The organism is Ruegeria sp. HKCCD4315 (genome assembly GCF_013112245.1).
In the GTDB taxonomy this organism is placed as follows: Bacteria; Pseudomonadota; Alphaproteobacteria; order Rhodobacterales; family Rhodobacteraceae; genus Ruegeria.
The window spans coordinates 2,972,064-2,983,929 of sequence record NZ_WVRN01000001.1 but is presented as its reverse complement, the minus strand read 5'-3'; the positions used below and the strand labels follow the sequence as shown (position 1 = coordinate 2,983,929).

General features: G+C 55.0%; 11 protein-coding genes. 8 read left to right on the top strand and 3 right to left on the bottom strand.

The features are described 5' to 3' along the window. Nucleotides 1-114 precede the first annotated feature (114 nt). The gene (locus GS646_RS14815; protein ID WP_171188738.1) at nt 115-1,923 is read right to left on the bottom strand and encodes a sulfatase-like hydrolase/transferase; all 1,809 of its coding nucleotides are present in this window, start codon (nt 1,921-1,923) and stop codon (nt 115-117) included. 377 nt (nt 1,924-2,300) lie between these two features. On the opposite strand from GS646_RS14815, the gene GS646_RS14810 reads away from it, so the two are divergent. Further along, nucleotides 2,301-2,783 carry a hypothetical protein gene (locus GS646_RS14810; RefSeq protein ID WP_171188740.1) on the top strand — a complete coding sequence of 161 codons (483 nt, stop codon included), beginning with the start codon at nt 2,301-2,303 and terminating at the stop codon, nt 2,781-2,783. Nucleotides 2,784-2,870: 87 nt separating this feature from the next. Next, a complete protein-coding gene (locus GS646_RS14805) occupies nt 2,871-3,740 on the top strand; it encodes a DMT family transporter (RefSeq protein ID WP_171188742.1) in 870 nt (289 codons plus the stop codon). Here GS646_RS14805 and GS646_RS14800 read toward each other — a convergent pair. Then, nucleotides 3,725-4,531, bottom strand: coding sequence for a glycosyltransferase (locus GS646_RS14800; RefSeq protein ID WP_171648404.1), 807 nt, complete (start codon nt 4,529-4,531; stop codon nt 3,725-3,727). The two genes, GS646_RS14805 and GS646_RS14800, sit on opposite strands and share 16 nt — an antisense overlap. Before the next feature lie 4 nt (nt 4,532-4,535). Continuing rightward, entirely contained in the window at nt 4,536-5,342 is an 807-nt protein-coding gene (locus tag GS646_RS14795) for a putative rhamnosyl transferase (RefSeq protein WP_171188745.1), read from the bottom strand. A 390-nt stretch (nt 5,343-5,732) separates the two neighbouring features. On the opposite strand from GS646_RS14795, the gene rpsL reads away from it, so the two are divergent. The 6 genes from rpsL to rpsJ all read left to right on the top strand — a co-directional run bounded on the left by rpsL (nt 5,733) and on the right by rpsJ (nt 11,853). Further along, nucleotides 5,733-6,104 carry a 30S ribosomal protein S12 gene (rpsL, locus tag GS646_RS14790; RefSeq protein WP_005621086.1) on the top strand — a complete coding sequence of 124 codons (372 nt, stop codon included), beginning with the start codon at nt 5,733-5,735 and terminating at the stop codon, nt 6,102-6,104. 15 nt (nt 6,105-6,119) lie between these two features. Further along, on the top strand, nt 6,120-6,590 hold the full coding sequence (gene rpsG / locus GS646_RS14785; RefSeq protein ID WP_010441203.1) for a 30S ribosomal protein S7: 471 nt from the start codon (nt 6,120-6,122) through the stop codon (nt 6,588-6,590). A gap of 18 nt (nt 6,591-6,608) precedes the next feature. Next, a complete protein-coding gene (gene fusA / locus GS646_RS14780) occupies nt 6,609-8,726 on the top strand; it encodes an elongation factor G (RefSeq protein WP_171096025.1) in 2,118 nt (705 codons plus the stop codon). Between the two features lie 60 nt (nt 8,727-8,786). Beyond that, a complete protein-coding gene (gene tuf, locus GS646_RS14775; RefSeq protein ID WP_171182005.1) occupies nt 8,787-9,962 on the top strand; it encodes an elongation factor Tu in 1,176 nt (391 codons plus the stop codon). A 388-nt stretch (nt 9,963-10,350) separates the two neighbouring features. Then, complete coding sequence (locus tag GS646_RS14770; protein ID WP_171186671.1) at nt 10,351-11,250, top strand: AEC family transporter; 900 nt, start codon at nt 10,351-10,353, stop codon at nt 11,248-11,250. 288 nt (nt 11,251-11,538) lie between these two features. Continuing rightward, the gene (rpsJ, locus tag GS646_RS14765) at nt 11,539-11,853 is read left to right on the top strand and encodes a 30S ribosomal protein S10 (RefSeq protein ID WP_008756422.1); all 315 of its coding nucleotides are present in this window, start codon (nt 11,539-11,541) and stop codon (nt 11,851-11,853) included. Nucleotides 11,854-11,866: the final 13 nt, after the last annotated feature.

The window sequence follows — 11,866 nt, the reverse complement described above, 5'->3', positions numbered from 1 at the left end:
CCAGCTCAATATTGTTAGTGCTCGATCTGCCATCTAGTGGCTGTTTTGAGCCCAAAGCAGAAGCCCAATGATTTGAACCTGCGCCAGTTGTGCATTCAAAGCCGAACGCCACATTTAATCGAAATCCAACCCTACGTCTCCGCTCGGGTCGAAGGGAAGACTTGGCAATTGCTCAATGAAGTCCAACAATCCGAAAGGCAGGTTATTCAGTGCTTCGGGCGGATTGCTTAGCGCCAAGGTCTCAGGCCTTGCGTTTTCAATCCCGGTGTAGGCGGGGCCATACGCACGGGGCAAATGGGGGTATCTTGCAATCCACTGCTCGTGCCGCGCTCGCATACGACGGAATGGCTCCTTGAAGTGAAAACCGCCAACCACAATGGGATTAACTTCGCGGTGGTCATTCAAAAGGTCGAAGACTGAAGTGATGCCAGCGGACGCTTGTGAGGGGTCAGACGAAATCCAGTGCATCTTGTAGTGATCTTTCACACTCGCTCCGAGGTTTGGACCGGAATAGATCATTACGCTGTCTCGGCGGCTAAAGCTGTCGCCATTGATCAGCAAAGAAGTTTGATCGACGCCATCAATCACACGGTCTTTGGGAACGAATTCCAACGCGCCGCCGATGCGTGCAAATGTCGTGAATAGATCCGTGACATGGATGATGTCTCCGACAATCTGCCCTTCTTCGATCATCCCGGGCCACCAAGCTTGAGCAGCAACGCGGACGCCGCCTTCGAGAAAGTCACCTTTGCCACCTCGGAATGGTCCTTCCCCAAGGCCTGCCCCAGCAGGCGGATTATGGGTCATAGGACCGTTGTCCGACATGGCGATAACAAGTGTGTTCTCGGCTATGCCCAACTCATTGAGAAGCGAAATTAACTGTCCGACGTCCGGATCAAGGTATTTGTGATAAGCCTCTCCGACCAGACCACGTTGTAGTGTTTCTTTGTTTGGGTCTGGCAAAAAGCTTATCCACATGGGCCACCATGCAGCATAGAAAGGGTTTCCTTCCTCGGCGTTTCTGCGAATGAAATCAAACGTTCGATCCCGCGCTTCGCCGTCAAATGCGCGGTAGCACTCGTTTGTCGTGCCGCACCATTCTCGCGTTGGACCACCCTTTGTGCCTTCTACGTAAAAGACATAGCCATCCTGAAGAAACTCTTTGTCTTTCTGATACGGGTTCTCGGGCAGAAGCTCGGTTTTCAACCCTACGACTGCGTTGGCGGCTTCGGCTTCGATGTTCCAAAGACTCGTCGATTGGTTGTAGAGCGCGGTGAACGCTTCGTCGTATCCTTGATTATGCGGATAGGCCTCTTCGATATCGCCAAGGTGCGTTTTGCCAAAAAATCCAGTCGCATATCCGGCATCGCTCAAGACTTCCGCAATCGTGATATTCTCAGCCGCAATTCCTTCGTACTCTATAGGAAAACCGACTGAAAACATGCTGGACCGCACAGCATATTGACCCGTCCAAGCTGCGGCTCTTGTAGGTGTACACGCGGGCTCCGTATACATACGCGTGAACAGCATACCCTCTTCGGCCATCTGATTGAGGTTCGGCGTCTCGTATCCACGGATTTGTTGCATGGCTGGGATGCCGACTGCGCCGAGTGGCTGGTCGTCCCACATTAAGTGGATGAGGTTAGGAGGAGAACCGTATTTCTCCCTCAACTCGGCGAGTTTTGCGTCAAGTTGTTGGTCTTCTATCTGCCACACTGAGCCGTTTTGAGCTTCCAGAATAAAATACTCGGCATCATGAACAATTCTTTGATCTTGAGCGGCGACTTGTGACGCATATCCAAATGCCAGCGCCAATCCCAACTTCCATGTGAGGGGCTTGCTGCATGTCTCTGATTGCACCTTCACCTCTACCTCCACTTGCCTGGGCAACTCTCTAGTCGACTGGAAAACAACTCCATGCATATATCAAGTTAAATTGATGTGACACTTAATCCCATCCTACTGGAATTGATGCAATGTGCATTTAGCCCGCGTTGCAGCCATAGATCGTTCGCACGTCAATTTCATTCGTTTGCATCGTACGCGGCGGAGTTAGGATCAAAACAGTGCCGTTAACCGGCCTGTGTAGGCCTTTTGTTTTTCCTGCCTGTCAGGATTCAAAAAACCAAGTTCCGATTTCGGTTAGCCCAGGTCAAAGTGCGCGCGGTTCATGTTACTGTCGCAGGACAGCACGACATTTTGATCCAACCCAGTATTTGTGCACGATGGCTCGTTCTTGCGGTCATACAATCTCTAGTTTAGCTCTGGCTTGAGATTTTAATTTGATTTTGAATTGGCTCATGGGCACAGAAAACAACTCTTTCGAAGATCGCGTTGCGCGGATCAAACAGCGCTCGGATGAGAACGCAAGGAATGCACCTCGGCCCAGAACCGAGAGCATCTGGCAACGTCTGGCCTATCCCGGTGCGTTTTTGGGGGCCTTACTGCTGGGAATCTGTGCCGTGTTTCTGACCCGTTACATTCAATACCAATCCGTTGGTATTCCGGTTCAGCGGCAAGTTGATACGCAGGATTTCGTCAGCCTCGGACTTGCGGGCGGGGCTTGCATCATGGTGATGCTTTTTCTGAAAGGTAAACTGCGAGAGTTCGCAGGCGCGCTTACGGTTGGCGCGTTGCTGACGACGTTCACCTTTCACAATCTTATTTGGAAGTACCCAGACTTTTTCGAGCAGACCTACGGAAAAGATTGGGTGGATTTCGTCAAAGATACAACCGAGCCGTCCAGTTTAAATCTGTTTGGGACCATTGTCCCCTTCGGCTGACATCCGGCTGACGGGCAAAAGCGATATTGACATCCGAAGCTATAGTTTGGCCAATACCGGCGTTTGCCAGCCCGGAGCCCAGCCAACATGACCCCGAATACCAAAGGTGCCTTGCTGATGATGGGCAGCATGGCCGCGTTTACCCTGAACGATACGCTGGTGAAGATCGCGCTGCAGGAGCTGCCCCTTTTTCAGTTGGTGGCCCTAAGAGGTGCCTTGGCTGTTGTTCTGGTCTATCTGCTTGCCCGTTCACTTGGGGCCCTGCATCTGAATTTTTCGCGTCACGACAAATGGCTTGTAGCGTTGCGCAGCCTGACTGAACTGGCTGCCACGTTCTTTTTCCTGACGGCGTTGAAGAGCATGCCGCTTGCCAACGTAACGGCTATTCTGCAAGCGCTGCCGCTGACGGTAACGCTGGGCGCCGCGTTGGTTTTTTCCGAACAGGTTGGCTGGCGGCGTACCCTGGCGATTTTGGTGGGATTCATTGGCATGGTGTTAATCGTCCGGCCGGGCCCGGACGGCTTCAGCGTCTATTCTGTCTACGCGCTGATCGCCGTGGCATCGATAACCGTGCGGGATCTCGTCACCCGTCGTATGTCTGCCGACGTGCCGTCGATGGTTGTGACATTGGCAACCTCAGGCTCTATCGCAATTGCTGCGGCGGTTGCCTCGGTGTTTGAAGGGTGGGTTCCGGTTTCGGCCGCAGCGGGATCATTGGTCGCCGCCGCCGCTATTTTTGTGCTGATGGGCTACCTGTTCAGTGTCATGGTCATGCGTCAGGGCGATGTTGGGTTTGTCGCGCCGTTTCGGTATTCCAGTCTGCTTTGGGCGCTGGGGCTGGGTTGGGTCGTATTTGATGAATGGCCCGACACGGTGACAATGCTGGGTGCTACGTTGATTGTAGGCGCTGGTTTGTTCACCTTGTTCCGCGAGCGTGCCCGTCAAGGCACAGAGTGAACCCGCCTGACATGGCTCTGATCAATGGCAAAACGTGATTGAAACTCGGCCTCCTGAAGCTGTGATAGGGGGCTGAGTTCGGCCGTTGTGCTTCTGGTTTTGGGAGAGTCATTGAACCGGTTCAAGCCGCGGACCCACATCGGCTTATCCGGGCGCGTAATCACCGGCATGGCCCGATTGATCCTGTTGTGGGTAAAGTTCATGATCGATTTGCGGTTGCCGCCTTGCGCAAACATTCCAAGTCCGGCTGTCATCAACGGACGATGTACGCGCTTGGCTTGAATGCCCGCAGCATCTGCGCGCGCCAGGTAGCCACAGTTGAAATCAATTGCAACCATGGCTCGGTTTTGAAACAGCCCGGCATTGTCAATTACAGTTCCACGCAGCCGTTCGACGAAATCTACTGCCACCGCATCATCGTCATCATGGCGAAATTGCAGGCAGGGCAGGTCGAGGTTTTGACGCGCGGCATTCATAACCTCTTGCATGACCTTTCTGTGCCGGCCTGGAGGTCTGGCGGCGATTTGCACCTGTTTCAGGTCGGCGGTCAGATCATGCAAGCGATCAAAGGCTGGCTTGGGCAAGCACTCACCAACAACGATCAGAAGATGAAAGTCTTGATCGGTTTGCTGTTTCAGTCCGGGCAGGGCGATGGTTTCAAACAACCGGAATCGTTCGTCCAGCCGTTCAGATTGATACAGAAACTGCCGCCGTTCTTCGACAGTGGAGTGCATGGTCTGAAACCCACCAATGGCGGGATAAGAAAAGCGGCAAAGACCGAGGACCTGCATCTGCTCAAACCCGCACAGGTGTAGTTTCGAACTCTTTAGGGTCGATCGCGAAACGTGTCCGCAATTCTTCCGCCTGTTCTGGATTAAGCGGCAACAGCTCACGCGTGTCTTTTCGGGCATGGTCCGAGTCGTTGAACCCGTGCAGCATACGCATCCACATCGGCGCGTCGGGGTAGCTAACCACCGGCATGAACCGCGCCAGTCTGTTGTGTAAACGGTCAAAAATTGTCCGTTTACTTCCGCCCTGAATATACATGCCCAAGCCAACGCCCAGAAGCGTCCGATAAACCTGCGCGACGTGTATTTGATGTTTGTTGCATCGTGCGACGTAACCGTGGTTGTAGTCGATCGCGACTGACTCGCTTTGCTGCATTAGCCCTGCGTTTTCGCGCGTTGCAGAGCGGAGCTTTTCTATGAAGTCGACCGAGACCGCGTCATCGTCGTCATGCCGAAACTGTAGGCAGGGTTTGTGTGGGTCTGTCCGGGCGGTGTTTAGGGTCTCTCTCATCACCTGCTTATGATCGGCTGGATCTTTTTCAATGATACGGACCTGTTTGATCCCGGCGACCAGATCCCGCAACCGATCAGAATAGGGTTGCGGCAGGCAAGTTTCCGTTATCACCAACAGCTCAAAACGTTCATCCGTTTGGACGCGAAAACCGGACAGGGTAACGGTTTCAAATAAGCGAAAGCGTTCTTCCATTCTGTCGGGTGCATAGAGAAACTGCCTGTGCTCCTCGATTGTCTTGTGGCTCAGCCGAAAGCCGCCAATAGCGGGATAGGAAAAACGGCACAGGCCAATCACTTGCATCTGTCGTCCATCGGCTGGTATTCAGCGCAACTATGCCCCCGCTGTACACCGGTCGCAACAGGGATAAGGGTGACTTTGCGGCCAGTCAGTTAAGCCCCAAACCGCACTAGGTCGCGGTCGTCGGGATAGTGCTGTTGACACTTGGGCCGACTCCCCCTATTACGCGCGTCATCTCGGTGCCGGGGGCCGCCCCGTAGCCGATTCCAGTAATGAGCTGGTCAAGGCCCGGACAATTTTACAGTTCGCGCCCTCTGAGAAACAACCGCGACGTTCACCTCGGAATGGGAACGCTCGTGGGTTTTGCGCTTGTGGACGCACGAACGCAGCGAATTTAGCCGCACGCAACGCGCGTGCATGTCATGTGTGTTGCAAAACGGGGAAAGAACCGGAATGCCAACTATTCAACAGCTGATCCGCAAACCGCGGCAGCCCAAAGTAAAACGCTCGAAGTCCATGCACCTGGAGCAGTGCCCGCAGAAGCGCGGCGTCTGCACCCGCGTGTACACCACCACACCGAAGAAGCCGAACTCGGCTATGCGTAAGGTTGCCAAGGTGCGCCTGACCAACGGGTTCGAGGTCATCTCTTACATCCCCGGTGAAAGCCACAACCTGCAGGAACACTCGGTTGTTCTGATCCGTGGCGGCCGTGTGAAAGACCTTCCCGGTGTGCGTTACCACATCCTGCGCGGTGTTCTGGATACTCAGGGCGTCAAAGACCGTAAGCAACGTCGTTCGAAATACGGCGCGAAGCGTCCCAAGTAAGAAGGAGAGGCTGATATGTCACGTCGTCACGCCGCCGAAAAACGCGAAGTCCTGCCTGACGCCAAATTTGGCGACAAGGTACTGACCAAATTCATGAACAACCTGATGATCGACGGCAAGAAGTCGGTCGCAGAGCGCATCGTTTACAACGCGTTTGACCGCGTTGAGAACAAGGTAAAGCGCGCTCCTGTCGAAGTGTTCCACGAAGCACTCGACAACATCAAACCGTCGGTCGAGGTTCGCTCGCGCCGGGTTGGTGGTGCAACCTATCAGGTTCCGGTCGAAGTGCGCCCTGAGCGCCGCGAAGCACTGGCCATCCGCTGGCTGATCACTGCTGCGCGTGGCCGCAACGAAAACACCATGGAAGAACGCCTCGCCGGTGAACTGCTGGACGCTGTACAGTCCCGCGGTACTGCCGTGAAGAAGCGCGAAGACACCCACAAGATGGCCGAGGCGAACAAAGCCTTCAGCCACTACCGTTGGTAATTCAGAGGCTTATCAAAAATGGCACGCGAATATCCGCTCGAACTGTACCGTAACTTCGGTATCATGGCGCACATCGACGCAGGTAAGACCACCTGCTCGGAGCGTATCCTGTATTACACTGGTAAATCCCACAACATCGGTGAGGTGCACGATGGTGCAGCCACCATGGACTGGATGGAGCAGGAGCAGGAACGCGGCATCACCATCACCTCGGCTGCGACCACCACCTTCTGGGAACGCACCGAAGACGGTCAGACCGCCGATACCCCAAAGCACCGCCTGAACATCATCGACACCCCCGGCCACGTAGACTTCACCATCGAAGTTGAACGTTCGCTGGCGGTTCTCGATGGTGCCGTCTGCGTTCTGGACGCAAACGCCGGTGTTGAACCCCAGACCGAAACCGTGTGGCGTCAGGCTGACCGCTACAAGGTTCCGCGTATGGTTTTCGTCAACAAAATGGACAAGATTGGCGCAGACTTCTTCAACTGCGTTCGCATGATCGAAGACCGCACCGGCGCTCGCGCTGTTCCGGTTGGTATCCCGATCGGCGCCGAGTCCGAGCTGGAAGGTCTGATCGACCTTGTCACCATGGAAGAGTGGCTGTGGCAGGGCGAAGATCTGGGCGCAAGCTGGATCAAAGCTCCGATCCGCGACAGCCTGAAAGACATGGCTGACGAATGGCGCGGCAAGATGATCGAAGCGGCTGTCGAAATGGACGACGACGCGATGATGGAATACCTGGAAGGCAACGAGCCCGACGTTCCGACCCTGCGCGCCCTGCTGCGCAAAGGTACTCTGGACATCGCGTTTGTTCCGGTTCTGGGTGGTTCGGCGTTCAAGAACAAAGGCGTTCAGCCACTGCTCAACGCTGTGATCGACTATCTGCCCAGCCCGCTGGACGTTGTTGATTACATGGGCTTTAAGCCCGGCGACGAGGAAGAAGTTCGTGACATCGCACGTCGTGCCGATGACGCAATGGCGTTCTCGGGTCTGGCGTTCAAAATCATGAACGACCCCTTTGTTGGCTCGTTGACCTTTACCCGGATCTACTCGGGCACCATGAACAAGGGTGATTCGATCCTGAACTCGACCAAAGGTAAGAAAGAGCGCATCGGTCGTATGATGATGATGCACTCGAACAACCGGGAAGAGATCGAAGAAGCGTTTGCAGGCGACATCATCGCGCTGGCGGGTCTGAAAGACACCACCACTGGTGACACCCTGTGTGACGCGAAGGATCCGGTGGTTCTGGAAACCATGACCTTCCCCGATCCGGTGATCGAGATCGCGGTTGAGCCCAAAACCAAGGGCGACCAGGAAAAGATGTCTCAGGGTCTGGCCCGTTTGGCCGCCGAAGACCCGTCCTTCCGTGTGGAAACTGATCTGGAATCCGGTCAGACCATCATGAAAGGCATGGGCGAACTTCACCTGGATATCCTGGTTGACCGTCTGAAGCGCGAGTTCAAGGTTGAAGCGAACATTGGTGCACCGCAGGTGGCCTATCGTGAAACCATCTCGATGCCGGTCGAGCACACCTACACCCACAAGAAACAGTCGGGTGGTTCGGGTCAATTCGGTGAGGTCAAGCTCGAGATCACTCCGACCGAGCCGGGCGAAGGTTATTCGTTCGAAAGCCGCATCGTTGGTGGTGCCGTTCCGAAGGAATACATCCCGGGTGTCGAAAAAGGCATCCAGTCGGTTATGGACAGCGGCCCGCTGGCTGGCTTCCCCGTGATCGACTTCAAGGTTGCCCTGTTGGACGGTAAGTTCCACGACGTTGACTCGAGCGTTCTGGCGTTCGAAATCGCGGCCCGTATGTGTATGCGTGAAGGCATGCGCAAAGCTGGCGCGAAACTGCTGGAACCGATCATGAAGGTCGAAGTGATCACCCCGGAAGAATACACCGGCGGCATCATCGGCGACCTGACCTCGCGTCGTGGCCAGGTGTCTGGTCAGGAACCGCGCGGCAACGCAATCGCGATCGACGCGTTCGTTCCGCTGGCGAACATGTTCGGCTACATCAACACTCTGCGTTCGATGTCGTCGGGCCGTGCCCAGTTCACCATGCAGTTCGACCACTACGATCCGGTTCCGCAGAACATCTCGGACGAGATCCAGGCGAAATACGCATAAGCGAAGATTTGAGGGAGCTCCGGTCAGGGGCTCCCTTCATTACCGAAAAAGGAGGCCATCATGGCAAAGGAAAAGTTTGAGCGTACAAAACCGCACGTCAACATCGGCACGATTGGCCACGTTGACCATGGTAAAACGACGCTGACCGCAGCAATCACCAAGTATTTCGGTGACTTCAAAGCGTATGACCAGATTGACGGTGCGCCGGAAGAAAAAGCGCGCGGCATCACCATCTCGACCGCCCACGTGGAATACGAGACCGACAACCGCCACTATGCGCACGTTGACTGCCCCGGCCACGCCGACTACGTCAAGAACATGATCACCGGTGCTGCCCAGATGGACGGCGCGATCCTGGTTGTGAACGCCGCTGACGGCCCGATGCCGCAAACGCGTGAGCACATCCTGCTGGGCCGCCAGGTTGGCATCCCGAAGATGGTCGTGTTCATGAACAAAGTTGACCAGGTTGACGACGAAGAGCTGCTGGAACTGGTGGAAATGGAAATCCGCGAGCTGCTGTCTTCGTATGAATACCCCGGCGACGATATTCCGATCATTGCAGGTTCGGCTCTGGCCGCGATGGAAGGCAACAACCCGGAAATCGGCGAAGAGAAGATCAAGGAACTGATGGCGGCTGTTGATGACTACATCGACACCCCTGAGCGTGCTGTTGACCAGCCGTTCCTGATGCCGATCGAAGACGTGTTCTCGATCTCGGGCCGTGGTACCGTTGTGACCGGCCGTGTTGAGCGTGGCGTGATCAACGTTGGCGACGAGATCGAAATCGTCGGCATCCGCGACACTTCGAAAACCACCTGCACCGGCGTTGAAATGTTCCGCAAGCTGCTGGACCGCGGTGAAGCAGGCGACAACATCGGCGCGCTGCTGCGTGGTGTTGACCGTGACGGCGTTGAGCGTGGCCAGGTTCTGTGTAAGCCGGGTTCGGTTACACCGCACACCAAGTTCGAAGCCGAAGCCTACATCCTGACCAAGGAAGAAGGCGGTCGTCACACCCCGTTCTTCGCGAACTACCGTCCGCAGTTCTACTTCCGTACAACTGACGTGACCGGCACCGTGACCCTGGCCGAAGGCACCGAGATGGTCATGCCTGGCGACAACGTGTCGTTCGGCGTTGAGCTGATCGCACCGATCGCGATGGAGCAGGGCCTGCGCTTCGCGATCCGCGAAGGCGGCCGCACCGTCGGCGCCGGCGTTGTGTCGAAAATCATCGAGTAAGGCGCGCTTGTCGCGCCTGGTTGCGGCAGGCGATTTTCCTCAGGAAAATCTGCCGGGAGCAACTCGGTAAAGAACTAAAGAAGGCCGTCCAACAGGGGGCGGCCTTTTTCGTTTCTACCATTTCAAGCGCATACATCTTGTACCAACCGGGCGATCAAATAAGTCAGGAACATTCGTCGAAAAATCTAGCGAATGAACCAACGGAAACTGCCCAGAATAGGTGACTTGTGCCAAAACTCAGGGCAAATCAGAAACAGCGCAATACTCGCTACTTCGCGGAGCACTGTTAACCAGCAGCTCGAACGCAAGGCCCTTGCCACATTGTCGACGGTGGTACAGTGTTCTTCAGATTTGAACGCGCACTCTGCTAACAGGGTCGGAAACTGCGATGATTGCACATCTTGAACATGTATTCCTGAATGTTTTCAATATCATTCTACCCGTTCTGATCTGTGCAGGCATTGGTTACTGTCTGGCTCTGTTCAAAGTGCCCTTCGACAACAAAGTGATAAACGGGCTGATATCGCGTGTCGGCTTTCCCACGCTTGTCATTTCGCATCTTTCAACGGCGCAGATCGATGCGAACACCTTTCTGACGGTGATGGCCGCAGCCGCGACAATCGTCGCTGGTTTCGCCGCGTTGAGTTTTATTGTCCTCAGAGTGTTAGGATACTCTGTGCCCGTTTTCCTCGGCCCGTTAATGTACGGAAACATCGGGGGCATAGGGTTGCCGGTCACGTTGCTGGCCTTTGGCGGAGAAGGGTTGGCCTATGCAATGGGCTTTGTCGTGGTCATTCTTCTTTGCATGTTTTCCATCGGAATATGGATTCCATCCGGTTCTATTTCGATAAAAAGGCTGATCACTTCTCCGGTAATATACGCGGCGATCATCGCTTTGGGCGTTGTTTTCACCGGATTCAGCCTGCCGCAACCAATAGAGTCGAGTTTCAATATCTTGGGTGGTTTAACGATCCCGCTGCTCCTTTTGACGATGGGGCATACCTTGGCTTCTTTTCAGATAAGAGATGTGCGGCAAGCGGGTGTGTTGACCATTGTTCATTTAGGCATCGCAGTTGTCGTGGCCTTGTTTGCGACTTGGTTATTTGGCTTCACTGGTACTGAGCGCGGCGTCGTTATCCTGTGCTGCTTGATGCCTTCGTCCGTCGCGAACTATCTTTTCGCAGACCAGTACCAGCCCGACAGAGCACCTGACGTGGCGGGATTTATCCTCTTGTCAACCCTGACGACGCTGCTGGTTCTGCCATTGGCGTTGACATATTGGGTTTAATTCTGGGCGCGGGGGTCTAAGCGCACAGTGAGTGATCTGTTCAAGAGAGTTTGTCCTTACGGATCTTATGTAGAATGCACCTAGGTGTTTCGGTTTTCTGATCCGGTTTTGTGAGGCGTCCAGTTTGCACAGAAACCCCCTTGCCAAACCCGACCAATCCCACTAATACGCGCGAGTTCTCAACAAGAACATCAAGGCGGGGTGATTCCCGCCTTTTGGGTTCGAAGAGGGTTGGCGATGCGCGTCTGTCCTCCTCTCAACCTCAACGCCTGAAAAAAGGCTGTATCTATGCAAAGCCAAAACATCCGTATTCGGCTGAAGGCATTTGACTATCGCGTTCTGGATGCCAGCACGCAAGAGATCGTCAACACTGCCAAGCGGACCGGCGCGAACGTGCGCGGCCCGATCCCGCTGCCGAACAAGATTGAGAAGTTCACGGTTCTCCGTGGCCCTCACGTTGACAAGAAATCCCGCGACCAGTTCGAGATCCGCACGCACAAGCGTCTCTTGGACATCGTTGATCCGACCCCCCAGACCGTTGACGCGCTGATGAAGCTCGACCTCGCTGCTGGTGTGGACGTCGAGATCAAGCTGCAGTCGTAAGATCGGAGGGTAT

Coding starts and splice junctions, on each gene's coding strand:
- GS646_RS14770 (WP_171186671.1), top strand. CDS start 10,351: ATGATTGCACATCTTGAACATGTATTCCTGAATGTTTTCAATATCATT.
- rpsJ (WP_008756422.1), top strand. CDS start 11,539: ATGCAAAGCCAAAACATCCGTATTCGGCTGAAGGCATTTGACTATCGC.
- GS646_RS14800 (WP_171648404.1), bottom strand. CDS start 4,531: ATGCAGGTCCTCGGTCTTTGCCGCTTTTCTTATCCCGCCATTGGTGGG.
- rpsG (WP_010441203.1), top strand. CDS start 6,120: ATGTCACGTCGTCACGCCGCCGAAAAACGCGAAGTCCTGCCTGACGCC.
- GS646_RS14805 (WP_171188742.1), top strand. CDS start 2,871: ATGACCCCGAATACCAAAGGTGCCTTGCTGATGATGGGCAGCATGGCC.
- fusA (WP_171096025.1), top strand. CDS start 6,609: ATGGCACGCGAATATCCGCTCGAACTGTACCGTAACTTCGGTATCATG.
- GS646_RS14810 (WP_171188740.1), top strand. CDS start 2,301: ATGGGCACAGAAAACAACTCTTTCGAAGATCGCGTTGCGCGGATCAAA.
- tuf (WP_171182005.1), top strand. CDS start 8,787: ATGGCAAAGGAAAAGTTTGAGCGTACAAAACCGCACGTCAACATCGGC.
- rpsL (WP_005621086.1), top strand. CDS start 5,733: ATGCCAACTATTCAACAGCTGATCCGCAAACCGCGGCAGCCCAAAGTA.
- GS646_RS14815 (WP_171188738.1), bottom strand. CDS start 1,923: ATGCATGGAGTTGTTTTCCAGTCGACTAGAGAGTTGCCCAGGCAAGTG.
- GS646_RS14795 (WP_171188745.1), bottom strand. CDS start 5,342: ATGCAAGTGATTGGCCTGTGCCGTTTTTCCTATCCCGCTATTGGCGGC.